The following is a 20,327-nucleotide window of genomic DNA, read 5'->3' as shown; positions in this document are numbered from 1 at the left end:
AGGCGGCAGTATGACAGCCACCGACCTGGGCCTGCCCAGCATGGGTGGGCTCGACCTGGTCCCCACGACCGATGAGCCGCAGAAGGCCAAGGAGTACAAGTCCGACCAGGAAGTGCGCTGGTGCCCGGGGTGCGGTGACTACATCGTGCTCAACACCATCCAGTCGTTCCTGCCGACGTTGGGCCTCAAGCGCGAGAACATCGTGTTCATTTCCGGGATCGGCTGTTCGAGCCGGTTCCCGTACTACATGAACACCTACGGCATGCACTCGATCCACGGCCGTGCACCGTCGATCGCGACCGGCCTGGCGACGACCCGGCCGGACCTGTCGGTGTGGGTCGTGACCGGTGACGGCGACGCCCTGTCCATCGGCGGTAACCACCTGATCCACGCGCTGCGCCGCAACGTCAACCTGAAGATCCTGCTGTTCAACAACCGGATCTACGGTCTGACGAAGGGGCAGTACTCGCCGACCTCGGAACCGGGCAAGGTCACCAAGTCGACTCCGATGGGTTCGGTGGACACCCCGTTCAACCCGGTCTCCCTCGCGCTGGGTGCCGAGGCGACGTTCGTGGGCCGGGCGATGGACTCGGACAAGAAGGGCCTCACGGAGGTCCTCGGCGCCGCCGCCCAGCACCGCGGCAGTGCGGTCGTGGAGATCTACCAGAACTGCCCGATCTTCAACGACGGCGCATTCGACATGCTCAAGGACAAGGACGAGGCGGCGCAGCGGTTGATCCCGCTGACCCCGGGCGAGCCGATCCGGTTCGGCGCCGAGGGCGAGTTCGGTGTGACCACCACGGGTTACGGCGGCCTCGACGTCGGCAAGGTCGCCGACATCGGCGAGGACAACCTGGTCGTGCACGACCCGTCGATCGAGGACACGGCGTACGGGTTCGCGCTGTCGCGCATCGGGGACCAGCACCTCAACCACATCCCGACGGGCATCTTCCGCCAGGTCGAGCGGGAGACCTACGACGACCAGGCCCGCGCCCAGGTGCAGCAGGCTCAGGAGGCCAAGCCGGGCGACCTGCAGGCCCTGCTCACCGGCAAGGACACCTGGACGGTCGAGTAGCGTCCCGGGCCTCGCAGCACCGGATGGCCGATGTGGTCGTCAGTAGATCATGCAGACGCTCGGCTGGGCCCTGCCCAGCCGAGCGTTTTGCGTGGTCGGCCGCCTGAGTTGCTGGGCGAGGTGTTCGAGAGCTTCGGCACGGTGCATCTTCGGCACGGTGCACGGACCGGTCGGTGCCCTTGGGTCGCCGCGTAGTTGTTCGAGTCGGTTGCCGGCCTACCGGATCAGCTGGACATCACGCCGAGATCGGTTGGATGTGTTCGAGCTCGTCGCCGAGCGCGTCACGCGCGGTCTCGCGGTCGTAGAGCTCCTGCAGCCCGGTCCAGAACCCCTCGGACATGCCAAAGAACCGCGACAGGCGTAGTCCGGTGTCTGCAGTGATGCTGCGACGTCCAGTGATGATCTGCGACAGGCGTGTCTGGTCGACTCCGATCGCCTTCGCGAGCCGGTACGCGGTGATGCCCATCGGCTCGAGGAACTCCTCCTTGAGGATCTCGCCGGGGTGTACCGGCGGCATGGTGGGCGCGGTGGTCATGCCTCTCTCCCTAGTGATAGTCGACGATCTCGACGTGCTCGGGCCCGCTGTCGGTCCAGGTGAAGCAGATGCGCCACTGGTCGTTAATGCGGATGCTGTGTTGTCCTGCACGGTCGCCGCGTAGTTGTTCGAGTCGGCTGCCGGGCGGAACTCGAAGGTCGTCGAGCTGCCCTGCCTTGTCGAGCATCGCGAGCTTCATCCACGCACGGCGTCGAACGTCGGGTGGCAGTCGGGTGTCGCGACGGCGCCAGATGTTCTCGGTGTTCTTGTTCGCGAACGATCGGATCATGACGCCCTACTGGTGAACCTCACGAGTACTAACGTACTCCGATAGTATCGAGACGCGCAAGCATTCGCTACTCATGTGATCCGGTGACGATGATGACTCGTCGACGTACCGCGCGGCGCTGACGGCGCAGGTCCGCGAAGGGTCCTCGACTGCCGGCGACGTCGAGCGCGCCGCCCCGCGTAGAGCTGGTTTCGCCGAGCGGTGGACCGGGAACGACTCGGGTCGCACCCGGACTCGGCAGAGGGGCAGGATGACACGGACGCGAGTAGTGATCGTCGGTGGCGGATTCGCCGGTTTTCACGCGGCGCGGCACCTGGCGAAGAACGTGGACCACGACGAGGTCGAGATCATCCTCGTCAACCCCACCGACTACTTCCTGTACGTTCCGCTCCTGCCGGAGGTGGGCTCGGGGATCCTCGACCCCCGATCGGTCACGATCTCGCTGCCCGCGACGTTGCCGAACGTGCGGTTGGTCCTCGGGGAAGTCACCACGGTCGACCCGGATCGGCAGGAGCTGTCCTACGACGACCCCGAGGGCAACGCGGGCTCGTTGTCCTTCGACCGGCTCGTGCTGGCCGCCGGCAGTGTCAACAAGCTGCTGCCGATCCCGGGAGTGGCCAAGTACGGGCACGGGTTCCGGGGCGTGCCCGAGGCGCTGTACTTCCGGGACCACGTGACGCGGCAGATCGAGCTGGCGGCCATGACCGACGATCCGCAGGAGCGTGACGCCCGCTGCACGTTCGTCGTGGTCGGCGCCGGGTACACGGGCACCGAGATCGCCGCGCAGGGGCCGTCGTTCACCGAGACGCTGGCGGCGCGGCATCCCGAACTGCGCGATCAGCCCATGCGCTGGAAGCTGCTGGACCTCGCGCCCCGTGTGCTGCCCGAGCTCGATCGCCGGTTGTCGCGCACGGCCGACGAGGTGCTCCGGGAACGCGGTGTCGAGATTCTGACGGAGACGTCGATCACCGAGAGCACGGACGAGGGCGTCACGTTGAGCAACGATCAGTTCGTGCGGACACGTTCGCTGGTCTGGTGCGTGGGCGTCCGTCCCGATCCGCTCGTGGAGTCCCTCGGCCTGAAAACCCAGCAGGGCAGGCTCGTGGTCGACGACCATCTGTCGGTGCCTTCCTACCCGCACGTGTTCGCGTGCGGGGATGCTGCCGCGGTGACCGATCCTCATCACCGGGAACGCCTCACCCCGATGACCGCGCAGCACGCGGTGCGGCAGGGCAGGCTGGCCGCCCGCAACGTCGCCGCCTCGCTGGGCCACGGCACGTCCGCCCCGTACCGGCACCGCGATCTCGGTTTCGTCGTGGACCTGGGTGCGGGCAAGGCCGCCGCGAACCCGTTGCACATACCTCTCTCCGGGATACCGGCCAAGGCCGTCACCCGCGGGTATCACTTGGCGGCCATGCCGACGAACCGGCTCCGGGTCGCGCTCGATTGGACACTGGAGGCGGTCACGACGCGGCCTCGCGTGCAACTCGGGTTGGTCCGTTCCGGGACCGTGCCGCTGGACACGTCCTCCCCCGAACTGCCGCACCTGCGTTCGGATCCGCCCGCGACGCGGGAGCCGACCACCGGCCTGCGCGCGAGCGGCGACGGCGCGGGCTCCGAACGACGTGGCGAATGACGGCGGCGCCCCGCCCGTGCGGAACCTCGCGGGCAGCGCACCGCCTCAGGAGCACGACGTGGTGGCGGCGCCGGGACCGCGATCCGGCCCCACACCGCCGGCTGTGACCGGCACCCGGCGCTACCCGGGCATGGTCTCGCCGCCGGTGGGGGCGAGCACTTCGCCCGTATAGTACGACGACAGCTGATTCGCGGCGAAGAACACGTACGACGGCGCGATCTCGTCCGGGTCGGCGGCCCTGCCCATCGGTGCCTGCTCGCCGAACTGCTCGACCTTCTCCTCCGGCATCGTGGCCGGGATCAGTGGTGTCCACACCGGACCGGGCGCGACGCAGTTGACCCGGATCCCGCGGCTCATCAAGGACTGGGCGAGAGAGTGCGTCAGCGACTGCACCGCACCTTTGGTGGCGGAGTAGTCGATGAGCCGCTTGTTGCCGCGCAGCCCGTTGACCGAGCCGGTGTTGATGATCGCCGCGCCGGGACCCAAGTGGGCCAACGCCGCCTTCGTGACCCGGAAGAAACTGTGGATGTTCACTTCGAAGGTGCGTAGCCACTGCTCGTCGGCGATGTCGTCGGGCCGGTCGTAGGGTTCCTGAGTGGCCACGTTGTTGACCACGACGTCGAGCCGGCCGAGGTCGGCCACCGTGTCCTCGACGATACGGACACAGTGCTCGGCGTCGCCGAGGTCGCCGCGCAGCGTCACGCAACGGCGCCCCGCCCCGCGCACCAGGGACGCCGTGTGTTCGGCGTCGCCGTCCTCCGACAGGTACGCGAGCGCCACGTCGGCACCCTCCTTGGCGAAGGCCGCACAGACCGCCCTGCCGATGCCGGAGTCCCCGCCGGTCACCAGGGCCACCTTCCCTTCGAGCAGCCCGCGGCCGGTCCAGTCGCGCATCTCGTCCCGCGGCTGCGGATCCAGGCCGCCGCTGCCACCGGGCGGATCCTGCTGCTGCGGCGGAGGCGAACCCGATGCGGCCGTGCTCATACTTCCTCCCGGGTACTGTCGGACAGGACGGCACAGCGATTGCCACACCACGACGATGCGACACCGCGGTGGCGATCCCGCGGTCGCGATCCCGCACAGTGGCGGCATCGACCGAGGGCCGGCGCGAACGGTCGACCGTGCCCGACCCTCCGACGTCGATGGTGGAGGCTTGCCGTGCTCGCCGCACCCCGAGCCACGGGAACCGGACCGACGCGCGCCGCACCCCGCACTCACTCGCCGGGTACGGGCACGACACCACAGGTGCGAGAAGGCGCGACCATCGGCTCGCAGCCGGAACCGGTGATCACCGTCGAAGGCCCGGCCGCGGGCACCTGCGCGCGATCGTCGTCAACCGGCGCGCAAGCCGTCGTCAGGTGAGAGGGCGGAAGCCGACACGTTCGGCGTCGGCGGGGCTGCGGAACCAAACCTCGGCCACCATGCGCGGGTACTGCGGCGAGGCGTCCGTGACGTACCGCAGCGCCGTGACACTCGCCTTCACCGTGAACTCCGGCGACGGGCTGCCACCGCCCGGCAACGGCATCGCCGAGCCAGGGCCGAAGGGCCCCGGCCTTGCCGACTCGGCATCCGCATCGTCGGCCGTTCCCGCGTCGGCACCAGCAGCGGCCGCTCCGACCTGCCCTGTTCCAGCCTGTGCGGGGTGGTCGGCGTCCGACCGGTCGAGGCTGCCCTGGCCCGCACCGGCCTGCGGAGCGCCCGTCTCCTCGACGGCGAGCTGCCCCGACATCGCGTCGTCGCCGGTGGGCACCTGCCCGGTCGGCGTCACGAACTTCGTCAGCTGCCCCGATTCGGGAGGTGCCTGCCCGGTCTGCTGGCCCGCGTCGGCGGGTTCGGCTGCGGGCCCGGACGACGCCGACTCGCCCGGCGAGGCCGGTTCGAACAGCGAACCGCTCTGCGTCGCCGCGTCCGGCTCCCTGCGGGTGATCGCGCGCATCGACGGCTGGATGGGCTTCGGCGCGTCGAAACCGCCAGGGGGACGCTGCCGCGGCGTGCGCTTCGGCAGCACGTTCGTCGACTCGACCGCGTCCTCGTCGGGACCGGCGCCGGGCCCGCCGAACGCGTACGCGGGTGGGTCCGCGGGCAGCGCTTCCGACCCGTTCGATCCCGGAGCGCCCGTCTCGGCAGCGGTGCCGACACCGGCGTGGCCGGACCCGGCCTCCCCCGTCGCCGGGTCACCCGTTCCCGTGTCACCGGCCTCGGAAGGCTCGGCGCCGGGGTCCTCGGCATCGTCAGCGTCGTCGATCGGGGTCGGTTCGAACAGGCTTCCCGGCCGTTCGGCCGGGTGCGCCTGGTCACCTGCGCCGGTGTCCTGCCCGCCGGTGACTGCGTCGTCGCCTGCGAGGCCGGATTCCCGCAGGCCACCCTGGACCTCGCTGCCCTGAACGTCGCTGCCCCGGAGGCCGTCGCTCTGGAGACCGCTGTCCTGCAGACCGCCGACGGGAAGTTCGGTGGTCGCGTCGAACGACGTCACGGGCTGGAACGGTGCGCCGAGGTGCAACGCGGAGCCCGCCACGTCGGAGCCCGCTGTCGAGCTACCTGCCTGGTCCGTTCCCGCATCGTCGGAGGAACCGGGGCTCGCCCCGGTCGTAGGCGCGCCGCCGGAATCACCGCCGGGACCCTCGTCCGGGCCGATCAGGCGGGTCGACTCCGCTTCGGACGCGGCCACGTCGGCATCGGCGTCGGTGCCGCCGGGGGCGCTGCGCATCTCGTCCGGGTCGAGCACCGACGAGACCGGTGCGTCGTCGGCGACACCCCGGTCATCGGCATCCCGGTCGTCGGCATCCCGGTCGAGTGCGGCCACGTACCGGGTCGGGTCGTCCTGACCCTCAACGTGACGGCCCTCCTCGTCACCGACGGAGTCGTTGTATCCGATGCCGCTGTATCCGGAGTCGTGGTGTCCGGGGTCGTCGTATCCGGTGCCGTCGTACTCGCCGTCACCGGCACGGTCGTCGGCGAAGGCTCGATACCCGTCCGAGTAGCCGGCGTCGTAGTCCGCGTCGTGGGCGAACCGGTCGCCGGAGTCGGCGGGGATCTCCAGGTCGTCCGGCCGGTCGGCCAGGTCGAAGTCGTCGGCCCGGTCCGCGTAACCACCGGCGGCGTAACCGCCCGCGTAGTCGCCGCTGAGGCTGTCACGTTCGAGCCACGACGTCTCCGGCTCCGGCCGATCGGGCACGTCGACGGCCGCGCCTGCCCCGTACGCATCCGTCCCTGCCAGGGCTTCGTCGGCGTCGCTGAACGGGTCGCCCCGCTCCGTCCGCGTCTGCGCCGTGCCGGCCGCACCGAGGGCGGGCTCGGAGATCCGGCGTAGATCGGCCTCGCGGGCCACGAGTCTCTCCTCGAGACTGCGGATCTGCTTACGCGCGGGCCGAACCAGGAAAACCCAGGCCAGGAAGGCGCCCAGCACGAAAGCGATCGCGCTGAACACCCAGACCTGCCCAAAAACGGACATTGGTGCGGTGTCCTCCCTCAGTGGGTGCGTGCGACGAGGTAATCGGCGACCGATTCGCAGGCATCCCGCGCCGGAGTCGGCGGCAATGCCTCCAGCTCCGTCCTCGCGCGCTGAGCGTAGCCTGAAAGGGTGGTGCGTGCGCGTTCCAGGCCACGCGATGAACGCAACAGTGTCAACGCCTCGACGACCTCGGCGTCGTCGGTGATCGGGCCGCCGAGCAGCTCCACGAGCCGCGGATCGGGCCTGTCCTCGGCGAGCTCGTACAGCATCGGCAGCGTCTTCACACCTTCACGCAGGTCCGTGCCCTGCGACTTCCCCGACTCGGCCGACGGCGAGTCGATGTCGATGATGTCGTCCGAGATCTGGAACGCCGTGCCGATGAGGTCACCGAACCGCCGCAGCGCCTCGATGTGCTCCGGCGACGCGTCCGACAGCATGCCGCCGAACCGGCCCGACGTGGCGATCAGCGATCCCGTCTTCTGCCCGATCACCGTCAGGTAGTGCTCGATCGGGTCCTCGCCCTGGCCGGGGCCCACCGTTTCGCGCATCTGGCCCGTGACCAGCTCGCCGAACGTCTCGGCGATGATCCGTGCCGCGTCGGTGCCCAGGTCGGCGACCAGCCGGGAGGCGTGCGCGAACAGGAAGTCACCGGTGAGGATCGCGACCGTGTTGTCCCAGCGCGCGTTGACGCTCTCCGCACCGCGGCGCATCGTCGCCTCGTCCATGACGTCGTCGTGGTACAGCGTCGCGAGGTGGACCAGTTCCACGGCCGCTGCCGCGGTGACCACGCCCTCGCGCGCGTCCTCACCTGCCGTGCCGAACTGTCCCGCCAGCAGCGTGAACAGCGGACGAAAACGTTTGCCCCCGGCTTCGACCAGGTGCCGGGCGGCCTCGTTGACCGCTGCGACGTCACTGCGGACGACCTCGCGCAGCAGCTGCTCCACCGCGCTCAGACCACCCGCGAGCTCGGTCAGCAGCGCTTCGTCGTCGATCTGCAGTCCGACCGAGGCGCGCAGTTCTTCGATGGCGCCGTCACGCACTGACACTGCTCGCTCCGCCCTCTCGGCACTGGGTTCCACGGCCGGTTCTCCTCCGGGCGCCGGGTCTGGCGTCCCGTCAAAACCGGCCCCAGCCTACTGGCAAGTCTTCACGGGGCGATTACGCATCAGCCCTGCTCAGACGTGACCGTCGACACCGCCCGGCGTCACCGGTGCGCCGCCGTCACCCGCCGAGTGCGAAACCACCCGCTCCCGCCCAGTCCAGAGCGAACGTCGGCAGCACGCCCAGCAGCAGCGTGACGATCACGCCCAGCGCGATCGACGCCGTGGTGAACGCACCCGGCACACTGACCGTCGGCCCGTCGGACGCCGGCTCGGAGAAGTACATGAGCACGACGACCCGCAGGTAGAAGAACGCCGCCACGGCACTGAAGACGAGCGCGATCACCACCAACGGGGCCATGCCGTCGGACAACGCCGCGGAGAACACCACGAACTTGCCCACGAACCCGCTGGTCAACGGGATACCGGCCAGCGCGAGCAGCAGGAACGTGAACACGCCTGCCAACAGCGGCGACCGCTTCGCCAGGCCTGCCCACGCCGACAGGTGGGTCGCCTCGCCGGAGGAGTCCCGCACCAGTGAGATCACGCCGAACGCCGCGAGCGTGGTGAACCCGTAGGCGAGCAGGTAGAACAGCGTGCCCGACAGCCCCTCGTCGGTGAGCGCCATCGTGCCGATGAGCAGGAACCCGGCGTGGGCGATCGACGAGTAGGCGATCATCCGCTTCAGGTCGGTCTGCGTCAGGCCCAGTACCGCGCCGATGGCCATCGAGATGATCGCGACGGCCCACAGCACGCCGCGCCACTCCCAGCTGGTGGCCTCGAACGCCACGGTCAGCACCCGCAGGATCCCGCCGAACGCCGCCACCTTCGTGCACGCCGCCATGAACCCCGTCACCGGGGTCGGCGCGCCCTGGTAGACGTCGGGCGTCCAGGTGTGGAACGGCCCGACCGAGCCCTTGAACAGCAGGCCGACCATCAGCAGGCCGAGGCCCGCGAACAGCAGCGTGTCCGACCGGTCGGTGCCCGCGGACGCGGTGGCGATGTCGGCGAGCTTCACCGACCCGGCGTAGCCGTACAGCAGCGCGAGGCCGTACAGGAAGAACGCGCTGGCGAACGCGCCGAGCAGGAAGTACTTGACCGCCGCCTCCTGCGACAGCAACCGCCGCCTGCGGGCCAGCCCGCACATCAGGTACAGCGGAAGGCTCAGCACCTCGAGCGCGATGAACATCGTCAACAGGTCGTTGGCCGCGGTGAACGCCATCATCCCGCCGAGCGCGAACAGCGCGAGGGGGAACACCTCGGTCTGCATCCCGGTGGACTGCACCTGCGCGCGGTCCTGCACGGTGCCGGGCGCGATGCCCGCCTGCGCGACGAACGAACCGCCCGGCTCGACCGACCGGTCGGCGATCATCAGCACCGCCGCGACGCTCAGTGCGAGCAGCGTGCCCCAGAGGAACAGCGCGGGTGTGTCGATCGACAGCGTCGTCCCCATCGTCACCACGCCGTGCTCAGGCCTGCCACTCACGTACGCGCCCAGCGCGATGCCCGCGGCGGCGATCGAGCCGAGCGTCAGCACGACCTGTCCGGACCAGCGCTGGTGCTTCGGCACGAACGCCTCGATCAGCACCCCGACGCACGCGGCGCCGAACACGATCACCATGGGCAGGATCGCGCCCCAGTCGATCCCGGGGGCGTCGACGGGCTGCACTTGCTGCGCGAGAAACGGATTCACGATGGCCGGTTACCTTTCCTGCACCGCGGTGATGGTCTGTTCGACCGACGGGTTGACGGTGTCCAGCACGGGTTTCGGGTAGAAGCCGAGCCCGATGATCAGCACCACGAGCGGCGCGAGCGCCGCGATCTCCCGTCCGCCCAGGTCGCGGATCGTCTTGCGGGCGCCCATCTCCGGGGCCTGCACCGTTCCCGGGCCGGGCGCCGCCGCGAGCATCGCGTCACCGCGCACGGGCCCGGTCATGATCCGCTGGTACAGCCACAGCACGTAGGCGGCGGCCAGCACCATGCCGACCGTGGCGACGACCGCGTACGCGGGCCGGGTGTCGAACGCGCCCAGCAGCACGAGGAACTCGCTGATGAACGAGTTCGTGCCGGGCAGCGACAACGCCGACAGGCCCGCGATCAGCAGCATCGCCGCCAGCACCGGCGTCACCTTGGCCATGCCGCCGTAGGCGTCGATCCGGGTGTGGCCGCCGCGCGCCGCGACGATGCCGAGCACCAGGATCAGCATGCCGGTGGCGAGGCTGTGGTTGAGCATGTACGTCGCCGAACCGGCCACGGCCTGCTGGGTGAAGGCGAAGATGCCGAGCGCGATGAATCCGAAGTGGGCGATCGACACGTACGCCACGAAGCGCCGCATGTCGGTCTGTCCCGCGGCGAGCATCGAACCGTAGATCACGCCGACCACGGCGAGCACGAGCACGAACGGGGCGAGTTCGGCGCTGGCGTCGGGCGTCATCGGCAGGCTGTAGCGCAGGAAACCGAACGTGCCGACCTTGTCGAGCACGCCGACCAGCAGCACCGTCACGCCCACCGGCGCCTGGCTCGCCGCGTCGGGCAGCCAGGTGTGGAACGGCACCAGCGGCGCCTTGATCGCGAACGCGAGGAAGAACCCGAGGAACAGCCAGATCTGCGTCTCGAGCGGCGCCTCGCTGACGACCTGCACCAGCGTGGCCCAGTCGAACGTGCCCTCGCCGAGTTCGTCGGCGGCGAGCGAGTAGGCCCCGATCGCCGACGCCAGCATGATCAGCCCGCCGAGGAACGAGTAGAGGAAGAACTTCACCGCGGCGTACTGCCGCCTCGGCCCGCCGTAGCCGCCGATGAGGAAGTACATCGGGATGAGCATGATCTCGAACAGGACGTAGAACAGGAACACGTCCGTCGCGGCGAACACCGCGATCGTCAACGACTGCTGCACGAGGATCAGCGACAGCAGCCCGCCGACGTCCTTGCCTTCCGGCAACTTGTCGGTCGAGCGCAGCAGCGCGATGACCACCGGAACGAGCAGTGCGATCACGGCGATCATCAGCAGTGCGATGCCGTCGATGCCGAAGGAGATGTGCACCCCGAACGCGGGAATCCACTCGAGCGAGGACACCTGCTGGAGGCGATCGCCGCCGGGGTCGTAGCTCAGCCACAGCGGCAGGATCAGCACGAGCTCCACAATGGACACCGCGAAGGCGGTCATCACGGCCAGCCGGTCGTCGCGGCGCAGGAAGGCCACGGCCACCGCACCGAGCAGTGGCAGCAGGATCAGTGCGAGCAGCCAGGTCATCCGAACCTCACCAACAACAGTGCGCCGACGATCAGGAACGAGCCGCCGAGCATCGACAGTGCATACGAGCGGACGAAACCGGTCTGCATCCGGCGCAGCCGTCCGGAACCTCCGCCGAACGCGGCGGCCAGACCGTTGACGGCGCCGTCGACGCCCCGGTTGTCCAGGAACACCGCGGACCGCGTGAGCCACAGGCCCGGCGTCGCGACGAGGGCCTCGTTCAGCGCGTTGCCGTACAGGTCCTTACGCGCGGCCCGTACCGGCCACGACACCCGCTCGGGACGCTGCACCGACGTGTCCCGTCGCCCGAACAGCGCCCACGCGCCCAGCACGCCGAGCGCCGAGACCAGGACCGTCAACCACGGGATCAGTGCGTGCGGCAGCACGCCGTGGTGGCTTTCCTGCAACGCCCCGACCGACGGGCTGAGGAACTCGGCCAGCGTGTCACCGCCGATGAGCAGTCCGCCCGCGGCGACCGACCCGATCGACAGCACGATCATCGGCGCGGTCATCGTCGGCGGCGATTCGTGGGGGTGGAACTCGCGGCCGTCCGACGAGGTCGTCTCCCGCCAGCGCTCCTTGCCGAAGAACGTCAGCAGCATCAGCCGCGTCATGTAGAAGCCCGTGATGCCCGCGGCCAACAGCGCCGAACCGCCCAGCACCCAGCCGCGCCAGCCCTCCTGGCCGAATGCCGCCTCGATGATGGCGTCCTTGGTGAAGTAGCCCGACAGGAACGGGAACCCGATGATCGCCAGGTAACCGAGGCCGAACGTGACGGCGGTGATCGGCAGCTTCTTCGCCAGCCCGCCGAACTTGCGCATGTCGACCTCGTCGTTCATGGCGTGCATGACCGACCCGGCGCCGAGGAACAGGCCCGCCTTGAAGAAGCCGTGCGTGAGCAGGTGCGCGATGGCGAGCGCGTAGCCGAACGGGCCGAGGCCGACGGCGAGCATCATGTAGCCGATCTGGCTCACGGTGGAGTAGGCCAGCACTTTCTTGATGTCGTCGTAGGCGCAGCCGATGATCGATCCGAGCAGCAGCGTGAACGCGCCGACGAGCGCGACCACCAGCCTGCCGTCCTCGGTGAGGTTGTAGATCGGCGCGCCGCGAGCGATCAGGTAGACGCCCGCGGTGACCATCGTCGCGGCGTGGATCAGGGCCGACACCGGGGTCGGACCCTCCATCGCGTCGGGCAGCCACGCCTGCAGCGGGAACTGGCCCGACTTACCGCAGGCGCCCAACAGGAGCAGCAGCGCGATCGCCGTGACCACACCGGGCGAGACGTCGCCGATGCCGGCGAACACCGCCTCGTAGCTCGTGCTGCCGATGTGCTTGAACATCAGGAAGATCGCGATCGCCAGGCCGACGTCGCCGACGCGGTTCATCAGGAACGCCTTCTTCGCCGCGGTCGCCGCGGCGGGGCGGTCCGTGTACCAGCCGATCAGCAGGTACGAAGCGAGGCCGACACCCTCCCAGCCGAGGTACAGCATCACGAAGCTGTTGCCCAGCACCAGGATCAGCATCGACGCGACGAACAGGTTCAGGTAGGCGAAGAACCGCCGCCGGTCGCGGTCGTCTGACATGTAGCCGATCGAGTAGACGTGAATCAGCGCGCCCACGCCCGTGATCAGCAGGACGAACGTCATCGACAGCGGGTCGATCCGCAGTCCGAAGTCGACCTGCAGCGCCTCGACCGGGATCCACGACCAGAGCGTCGTGTCCGCCGCCTGGCTCAGCGATTCCGACGCGAACAACGCCAGCGCGTACACGAAGGACGCCGCGACGGTCGCACAGCCGAGCAGGTGGCCCCACGAGTTCGTGCGCTTACCGCCGACCAGCAGCACGAGCGCACCGAGCGCCGGGAACGCGACCAGCAGCCACGATGATGCGATCACAGTTGTTTCCCCTTGCCCCTAGTACTTGAGCAGGTTGGTGTCGTCGATGGACGCGGACCGGCGGGTGCGGAAGATCGCCATGATGATGGCCAGTCCGACCACGACCTCCGCTGCCGCCACGACCATCACGAAGAACGCCATGACCTGTCCGTCGATGTCGGCGTTGATGCGCGCGAACGTGACGAGCGAGAGGTTCACGGCGTTGAGCATCAGCTCGATGCACATGAACACGACGATCGCGTTGCGCCGCACCAGCACTCCGACCGCGCCGATGCTGAACAGCAGCGCCGACAGCAGCAGGTAGTACGTCGGGGTCATGCCTTGTCCTCCGTGGCCTTCGCCGCGCCGCCGGCGGTGGTGTCGGCACCGGTTCCGTCGTCGTCACCGGCGCCGTCGGGTCCGACGAGCGCGTGGGTGTCCGGACCCGCGGCGCGGCTCGCGAGCTGCTTGCGGTGGGCCTGCAGCTGAGCCGTCGGGGTGGACTCGATGAGGTCGGACAGCGATTCCGGAGCGATCGACCCGTCCGGCAACAGCGCGGGCGTGGCGACGGAGTTGGACGTCGCGTACACGCCGGGGCCGGGCTTGGGCGACGGGCGTTCGTACTCGCCGCGGAACCGTGCCTCGACGAGGTCGCGCTGGCTGCGCCTGCCCTGCTTGGAATGCCGGTCGGTGAACGCGAGGACCATCGCGCCGACGGCCGCGGTGATCAGCAGCGCCGACGTGAGCTCGAAGGGGAACAGGTAGTCCTGGAAGATCACGCGGGCGAGTCCGCCCGCACCGCCGCCTTCCGGGGTCCACGGGTTCATCGCCGGTGCCGCGGGTACCTCTGCCAGGGCGCGGGTGAGCGCGCCCGCGAGCACGCCCGCGACACCGATGCCGAGTACCGCCGCCATGAGCCGTTGGCCGCGCAGCACTTCCAGTACCGAGTCCGACGACTCCCTGCCGACCATCATCAGCACGAACAGGAACAGCATCATGATCGCGCCGGTGTAGACGATGATCTGCGTGAAGCCGAGGAACGGCGCCTGCTGGAGCATGTACAGCATCCCCAGCGACAGCATGGTCATCACCAGCCACAACGCCGAGTGCACCGCGTTGCGCGCGAAGATCATGCAGAGCGCACCGGCCACCGCGATCGGGCCGAGTATCCAGAACGCGACGGCCTCACCGGTCGACACCGTCGCGTCGGCCCCGGCCTGTGCCAGCACCAGCGACGTCTCCGTCCTCATCGGACCGCCTCCTCGGTGTCGGTCTCGACCGTCTCGTGTTCGGGAACCCCGCGGCCGCGGGCGAGTTCCGGACCGTTGACGTAGTAGTCCTGCTCGTCGTCACCGAGGCGCATCGGGTGCGGCGGCTGCTCCATGCCGGGCAGCAACGGGGCGAGCAGATCCTCCTTGGTCCAGATGAGGTCCTGCCGGTTGTCGTCGGCGAGCTCGTAGAAGTTGATCATCGTGAGGGACCGGGTCGGGCAGGCCTCGACGCACAGTCCACAGCCGATGCAGCGCAGGTAGTTGATCTGGTAATCCGCACCGTAGCGTTCACCGGGCGAGTACCGCGCCTCCTCGGTGTTGTCGCCACCCTCGACGAAGATCGCGTCGGCGGGGCACGCCCATGCGCACAACTCGCAGCCGACACACTTCTCGAGCCCGTCGGGATGGCGGTTCAGCTGGTGCCTGCCGTGGTACCGCGGGGCGGCGGGAGCGCCGATCTCCGGGTACTCCTCGGTGGCGACCTTCTTGAACATCATCCCGAAGGTGACGCCGAATCCCTTGACCGGATCAAAGATCCCCATGGGACTCTCCTTCCTTCGAGCCTTCGCCGGGCGCGCCCGCCGCCTGCGGACTCAACTCCGCCTGTTGTTTCTCCTCGGACCTGCGCTTCGCTTCGAGGGCCCTCCGGCGCGGCGTGGTCTCCGGGACCTTCAGATCCAACGGCGGCACGGGGTGGCCGCCGCCGGTGGTCGACACGTGGCCCTCGTCCTCCGGGATCTCCTTCTCCGGGATGAGCAGCATCAGCAGGACGACCACGACGATCGCCACACCGCCGATGATCAGGATCTGGCCGGTGGAGACGTCGCTGGCGTTGCGCAGCGCGCGGACGGTGGCGATCAACAGCAGCCACACCAGCGCGGCGGGCACGAGGACCTTCCAGCCGAGCTTCATGAACTGGTCGTAGCGGAACCGCGGCAGCGTGCCGCGCAACCAGATGAAGCCGAACAGGATCACGCACATCTTCGCCAGGAACCACAGGGCGGGCCACCAGCCCTGGTTGATCGCGGCGTCGGCGCCGAAGAACGGGAACATGCCGCCGCCGAGGAACAACGTCGTCGCGAACGCCGAGACGATCACCATGTTCGAGTACTCGGCGAGGAAGAACATCGCGAACTTCATCGAGCTGTACTCGGTGTGGAACCCGCCGACGAGTTCGGATTCCGCCTCGGGCAGGTCGAACGGGGCACGGTTGGTCTCGCCGACCATCGAGATGATGTAGATGACGAAACTCGGCAGCAGCAGGTAGAAGTACCAGCCGCCGTCGGCCTGGGCGGCGACGATGCCGCTGGTGGCCATCGACTGCGAGTACAGCACCACGCCGATGATCGACAGGCCCATGGCGATCTCGTACGAGATGACCTGCGCCGCGGACCGCAGTCCGCCGAGCAGCGGGTACGGCGAACCGGATGCCCAGCCGCCGAGCACGATGCCGTACACGCCGATCGACGCACCCGCGAGCACCAGCAACACGCTCACGGGGAGTTCGATCAGCTGCAGCACGGTGCGTTCACCGAAGATCGTCACCTCGCCGCCGAACGGGATCGCGGCGAGGCCGATCAGCGCGGGAACGACCGCGATCACGGGTGCGAGGAAGTAGATCTTCCGGTCGGCCGTGTCGGGGATGACCTGTTCCTTGAACGGCAGTTTGATCGCGTCGGCGAGTGACTGCAGCATGCCGAACGGGCCCACCCGGTTCGGACCGGGACGGTTCTGCATCCGGCCGACGGTCTTCCGCTCGCCGACGATCAGCACGACGGTGAAGATCGGGCCGATCAGCATGACCACGACGGCCTTCAGCAGGATCAGCCACAGCGGGTCGTCGGCGAGCAGTTCCGCCCGGTTGATCGGCTCGGTGGCCGCCTGCGCGAGAAACGGGCTCATCACCGCTCACCCCCGGCGATGTCGACGACCGCACCGTGGCCTGCGCCGAGCGTGGCGCGGAGTTTCGACCCCGGCGAGTTCCCCGGCAGCCACACGACGCCGTCGGGCATGTCGACGATCTCGACGGGAAGGGTCACCGACCCGCGGTCGGTCGACACCGTCACGTGGTCGCCGAGCCCGTCGGCGGTCACCCGCGACAGGCGGGCGACGACGCGTCGCGCGGTGCCGGCGAGCGCGGGCTCGTCGATCTGCAGCGATCCGTCGTCGATGAGCTGCCGCCACGTGGCCAGCAGTGCCTGCCCCGACCCGGGTGCAGGCGGAGCGGCCGACGCCCCCGGGGGCACTTTGGTTGCGCTGAGTGCAACCAAAGTGCCCTTGGGGGCAGTTCCCTCCGGGGTGCCGAGCCGGTCGAGGTCACCGAGCGCGGCCTGGGGCGTCTGGGTGAACAGGTCGGCGTCCATCTCGACGCCGAGCGTGTCGAGCACCCGGCAGTCCGGCAGCGCACCGGTGCCGTCGAGCGTCACCGTGAACGGCCTGCGCCGCCCCTCCCAGTTGACGAACGTGCCGCTCTTCTCGTCGACGGGAGCGATCGGCAGCACCACGTCCGCGTAGGGCGTGACGGTGCTCGGCAGCAACTCCAGCGACACGACGAACCCGGCCGCGTCGAACGCCTTGCGGGCGAGTGCCGGGTCGGGCAGGTCGTCGAGGTCGACCCCGCCGACGAGCAGTCCGTCCAGGTCGCGGGTCACGATCGCGTTCAGCATCCCCGTCACGTCGCGGCCCGGCTCCGCGGGCAACGTCCCCGCTTCGAGACCCCAGTGGCGTTCCACCTCGGCGCGGGCGTCGGCGTCGGTGACGGGCCGTCCGCCCGGCAGCAGCGTCGGCAACGTGCCTGCCTCGACGGCGCCTCGTTCACCCGCTCGGCGCGGGATCCAGGCGAGCCGCGCACCGGTGCGTTCGGCCAGCCGGTGCAGCGCCGTCGGCAGCCCCGGCACCTCGGCGGCGCGCTCCCCGACCAGCACGACCGCGCCGTCGGAACGCAACGCCTCGTCGAGGTCGGGGGCGTGCCGGGCGATGCCGTCGACGGCATCGGCCTCTCCGCCGGGCAAGCAGGCGAGGAGTTCACCGAAGGTCTTGTCGACGGCGGGCGAGGCCCACTGCCCGATGTGGACAACCTTGACGTTGCCGGCTCGGGCACCCTTGCGGAGCCGGAGGAACACGGCGGGCGCCTCCTCCTCCGGTTCGAACGCGACGCACAGAGCGGCCGGGGCCGTCTCCAGGTCCGCGAAGGTCACGCCACCGCCCGACGGGCCGCCGTCGCGGGCGACCCGGGAGGCCAGGAAGTCCAGTTCCTCGGCCGAGTGCGCCCGCGCGCGGTGGTCGACGTCGTGCGTGCGCAGTGCCACGCGGGCGAACTTGCTGTAGGCGTAGGCGTCCTCGATCGTCACCCGGCCACCGGGCAGCACCCCGACGCCTTTGCCGTCACGCGCCTTCGCCAGTCCGGCGGACGCGGCCCGGAGCGCCTCGGTCCAGGACGCCTCCTCCAACTCGCCGGTGTCGGCACTGCGCACCAGCGGCCTGCGGATCCGCTGCTCGGCCGCGGCGTAGCGGAAGGCGAACCTGCCCTTGTCGCAGATCCACTCCTCGTTGACGTCCGGGTCCTCACCCGCGAGCTTGCGCATCACCTTGCCGCGGCGGAAGTCGGTCCGCTCCGCGCAGCCCGACGAGCAGTGCTCGCACACGCTCGGCGTCGACACCAGGTCGAACGGCCGCGAGCGGAAGCGGTACTGGGCGCTGGTGAGCGCACCGACCGGGCAGATCTGGATGGTGTTGCCCGAGAAGTACGACTGGAACGGCTGCCCGCCCGCCGAGGCGGCATCGGGCTCCGCCGAAGCACCCCCTCCCGCTGAGGCGGCATCCGACTCCGCCGAAGTCGATGCGGCGTCGAGCACGTCGGCCGTCTCCGAGGTGCCGATCTGCTGGTGGGCGCCCCGTTCGAGCAGGTCGATGAACGGGTCGCCCGCGATCTGATCGGAGAACCGGGTACAGCGCTGGCACAGTACGCAGCGTTCCCGGTCGAGCAGCACCTGCGACGAGATGGGCAACGGCTTCGGGAACGTGCGCTTCTTGTCGACGAAGCGCGAATCGGATCGGCCGTGGGCCATCGCCTGGTTCTGCAGCGGACACTCGCCGCCCTTGTCGCAGATCGGACAGTCCAGCGGGTGGTTGATGAGCAGCAGTTCCATCACGCCCTGCTGCGCCTTGTCCGCGACCTCCGACGTCACCTGCGTCTTGACGACCATGCCGTCGGCGACCGTCATCGTGCACGAGGCCTGCGGCTTCGGCATCGGGCGGCCGTTCATCTCCACCTCGACCAGGCACTGCCGGCACGCGCCCGCCGGGTCGAGCAGCGGATGGTCGCAGAACCGCGGGATCACCGTGCCGAGCCGTTCTGCGGTGCGGATCAGCAGCTCACCCTTCGGCGCGACGACCTCCTCGCCGTCGATGGTGAGCTTGACGTACCCCTCCGGTACGTCCACATCGGACTTCTCCGGTGCCACGGTCATGCCTGTGCTCCAACCGGTTGCGCGGCCTGGGAATCACTGCCCTGCGCCGACTCGGGGGACTCGGCCGCCCCCGCCGGCTCGGGCCGGTTCGACTCGCACAGCGCGAGGAACTCGTCACGGAAGTACTTGATGCCGCTCTGGATCGGGCTGACCGCGGCGTCGCCGAGCGCACAGAACGAACGCCCGCCGATGTTGTCGCAGACGTCCAGCAGCGTGTCGATGTCCTCCTCGCTGCCGCGACCGTCGACCATGCGCTCCAGCACCTGCGCCAGCCAGAACGTGCCCTCGCGGCACGGCGTGCACTTGCCACAGGATTCGTGCTCGTAGAACTGCGTCCACTTCATCACGGCCCACGGCACGGACACCGTCTCGTTGAACACCTGCACCGCCGTCGTGCCGAGCATCGACCCGGCCTCGGCGGCACCCTCGAAGTCCAAGGGGACGTCCAGGTGTTCGGCGGTGAACAGCGGCGTCGACGAACCGCCCGGCGTCCAGAACTTCAACGGGACGCCATCCTTCATCCCACCGCACATCTCGAGCAGTTCCCGCAGCGTCGTACCCAGCGGAGCCTCGTACTGGCCGGGGCGTTCGACGTGGCCGGAGACCGAATAGATCTTCGGCCCTGGCGACTTCTCGCTGCCCATCGCCCGGAACCACTCGGAACCGCCGTTGATGATCGACGGCACCGTCGCGATCGTCTCCACGTTGTTGACCGTCGTCGGCGCCGCGTACAGGCCCGAGGCGGCGGGGAACGGCGGCTTCAGCCGCGGCTGGCCCCGGCGGCCCTCGAGCGAGTCGAGCAGCGCCGTCTCCTCACCGCAGATGTACGCACCGGCGCCCGCGTGCACCGTCATCTCCAGGTCGAAACCCGACCCGAGAATGTCGTGGCCCAGATAGCCGGCCTGCTTCGCCTCCCGCACCGCCGCGTACAGCCTCCGCATCGGATGCAGCGCCTCACCGCGGATGTAGATGAAGCAGTGGTGCGAACGCATCGCGTACGCCGCGATGATGCAGCCCTCGATGAGCGCGTGCGGATCCGCCATCATCAGCGGAATGTCCTTGCACGTGCCCGGCTCTCCCTCGTCGGCGTTGATCACCAGATAGTGCGGCTTGGCCTCGTCGGACGGCATGAAGCCCCACTTCACACCCGACGGGAAGCCCGCACCGCCACGACCGCGCAGACCCGCGTCCTTCACCATCTGCACGACCTGCTCCGGCGAGGCGCTCAGGGCCTTCCTCACCGCGGTGTAACCCTCGAGCTTCTCGTACGTGTGCAACCGCCACGACTGCGGCGACAACCACCGCTTCGTCAGTACCGGCGTCAACGGCGCCTTCTCCGAGCTGTTCATCGCGCCTCCAGGGGAAAGCGTGCTTCGG

At 69.3% G+C, this 20,327-nt stretch carries 15 protein-coding genes and 1 pseudogene; 2 read left to right on the top strand and 14 right to left on the bottom strand.

Annotated elements, in window-relative coordinates; translation table 11 throughout:
* Positions 1-10 precede the first annotated feature (10 nt).
* Positions 11-1,075 (top strand): 2-oxoacid:ferredoxin oxidoreductase subunit beta, encoded by a 1,065-nt coding sequence (locus tag LY12_RS18720; protein ID WP_253858531.1) that lies wholly within the window; start codon positions 11-13, stop codon positions 1,073-1,075.
* Positions 1,076-1,310: 235 nt separating this feature from the next.
* Here LY12_RS18720 and LY12_RS18715 read toward each other — a convergent pair whose 3' ends face one another.
* Both LY12_RS18715 and LY12_RS18710 read right to left on the bottom strand, forming a co-directional pair.
* Complete coding sequence (locus LY12_RS18715; protein WP_253858530.1) at positions 1,311-1,610, bottom strand: HigA family addiction module antitoxin; 300 nt, start codon at positions 1,608-1,610, stop codon at positions 1,311-1,313.
* Between the two features lie 10 nt (positions 1,611-1,620).
* Positions 1,621-1,899: a type II toxin-antitoxin system RelE/ParE family toxin gene (locus LY12_RS18710; protein WP_253858527.1), complete on the bottom strand. Its 279-nt coding sequence runs from the start codon at positions 1,897-1,899 to the stop codon at positions 1,621-1,623.
* Positions 1,900-2,149: 250 nt separating this feature from the next.
* Here LY12_RS18710 and LY12_RS18705 point away from each other — a divergent pair, with 250 nt between their 5' ends.
* On the top strand, positions 2,150-3,535 hold the full coding sequence (locus tag LY12_RS18705; RefSeq protein ID WP_253858523.1) for an NAD(P)/FAD-dependent oxidoreductase: 1,386 nt from the start codon (positions 2,150-2,152) through the stop codon (positions 3,533-3,535).
* 120 nt (positions 3,536-3,655) lie between these two features.
* Here the strand turns inward: LY12_RS18705 and LY12_RS18700 are convergent, their stop codons facing one another.
* The 12 genes and pseudogenes from LY12_RS18700 to nuoF form a co-directional block, all read right to left on the bottom strand.
* Positions 3,656-4,519 carry an SDR family oxidoreductase gene (locus LY12_RS18700; protein WP_253858521.1) on the bottom strand — a complete coding sequence of 288 codons (864 nt, stop codon included), beginning with the start codon at positions 4,517-4,519 and terminating at the stop codon, positions 3,656-3,658.
* Positions 4,520-4,889: 370 nt separating this feature from the next.
* Positions 4,890-5,096, bottom strand: a pseudogene (locus LY12_RS26285) (sunset domain-containing protein); the annotation flags it as partial.
* A gap of 1,907 nt (positions 5,097-7,003) precedes the next feature.
* A complete protein-coding gene (locus LY12_RS18690; protein WP_253858518.1) occupies positions 7,004-8,032 on the bottom strand; it encodes a polyprenyl synthetase family protein in 1,029 nt (342 codons plus the stop codon).
* 175 nt (positions 8,033-8,207) lie between these two features.
* On the bottom strand, positions 8,208-9,782 hold the full coding sequence (nuoN, locus tag LY12_RS18685; RefSeq protein ID WP_253858911.1) for an NADH-quinone oxidoreductase subunit NuoN: 1,575 nt from the start codon (positions 9,780-9,782) through the stop codon (positions 8,208-8,210).
* Between the two features lie 6 nt (positions 9,783-9,788).
* Positions 9,789-11,336 (bottom strand): NADH-quinone oxidoreductase subunit M, encoded by a 1,548-nt coding sequence (locus LY12_RS18680; RefSeq protein WP_253858515.1) that lies wholly within the window; start codon positions 11,334-11,336, stop codon positions 9,789-9,791.
* Positions 11,333-13,231 carry an NADH-quinone oxidoreductase subunit L gene (nuoL, locus tag LY12_RS18675; protein WP_253858512.1) on the bottom strand — a complete coding sequence of 633 codons (1,899 nt, stop codon included), beginning with the start codon at positions 13,229-13,231 and terminating at the stop codon, positions 11,333-11,335. Before nuoL ends, LY12_RS18680 begins: the two co-directional genes overlap by 4 nt.
* An 18-nt stretch (positions 13,232-13,249) precedes the next feature.
* A complete protein-coding gene (gene nuoK, locus LY12_RS18670) occupies positions 13,250-13,549 on the bottom strand; it encodes an NADH-quinone oxidoreductase subunit NuoK (protein ID WP_183779849.1) in 300 nt (99 codons plus the stop codon).
* Entirely contained in the window at positions 13,546-14,460 is a 915-nt protein-coding gene (locus LY12_RS18665) for an NADH-quinone oxidoreductase subunit J (RefSeq protein ID WP_253858510.1), read from the bottom strand. The genes nuoK and LY12_RS18665 overlap by 4 nt, the downstream gene beginning before the upstream one ends.
* A complete protein-coding gene (nuoI, locus tag LY12_RS18660; protein WP_183779855.1) occupies positions 14,457-15,023 on the bottom strand; it encodes an NADH-quinone oxidoreductase subunit NuoI in 567 nt (188 codons plus the stop codon). The genes LY12_RS18665 and nuoI overlap by 4 nt, the downstream gene beginning before the upstream one ends.
* Positions 15,010-16,383, bottom strand: a complete 1,374-nt coding sequence (gene nuoH / locus LY12_RS18655; protein WP_253858507.1) for an NADH-quinone oxidoreductase subunit NuoH — start codon at positions 16,381-16,383, stop codon at positions 15,010-15,012. The genes nuoI and nuoH overlap by 14 nt, the downstream gene beginning before the upstream one ends.
* Complete coding sequence (locus LY12_RS18650) at positions 16,383-18,950, bottom strand: NADH-quinone oxidoreductase subunit G (protein WP_253858504.1); 2,568 nt, start codon at positions 18,948-18,950, stop codon at positions 16,383-16,385. The genes nuoH and LY12_RS18650 overlap by 1 nt, the downstream gene beginning before the upstream one ends.
* Positions 18,947-20,299 (bottom strand): NADH-quinone oxidoreductase subunit NuoF, encoded by a 1,353-nt coding sequence (gene nuoF / locus LY12_RS18645; RefSeq protein ID WP_253858502.1) that lies wholly within the window; start codon positions 20,297-20,299, stop codon positions 18,947-18,949. Before nuoF ends, LY12_RS18650 begins: the two co-directional genes overlap by 4 nt.
* Positions 20,300-20,327 lie beyond the last annotated feature (28 nt).

Source organism: Prauserella alba (assembly GCF_024171735.1).
GTDB classification, from domain to species: Bacteria; Actinomycetota; Actinomycetes; order Mycobacteriales; family Pseudonocardiaceae; genus Prauserella; species Prauserella alba.
The sequence above is the reverse complement of the archived record's forward strand: the minus strand, read 5'-3'. Positions and strand labels throughout refer to the sequence as shown.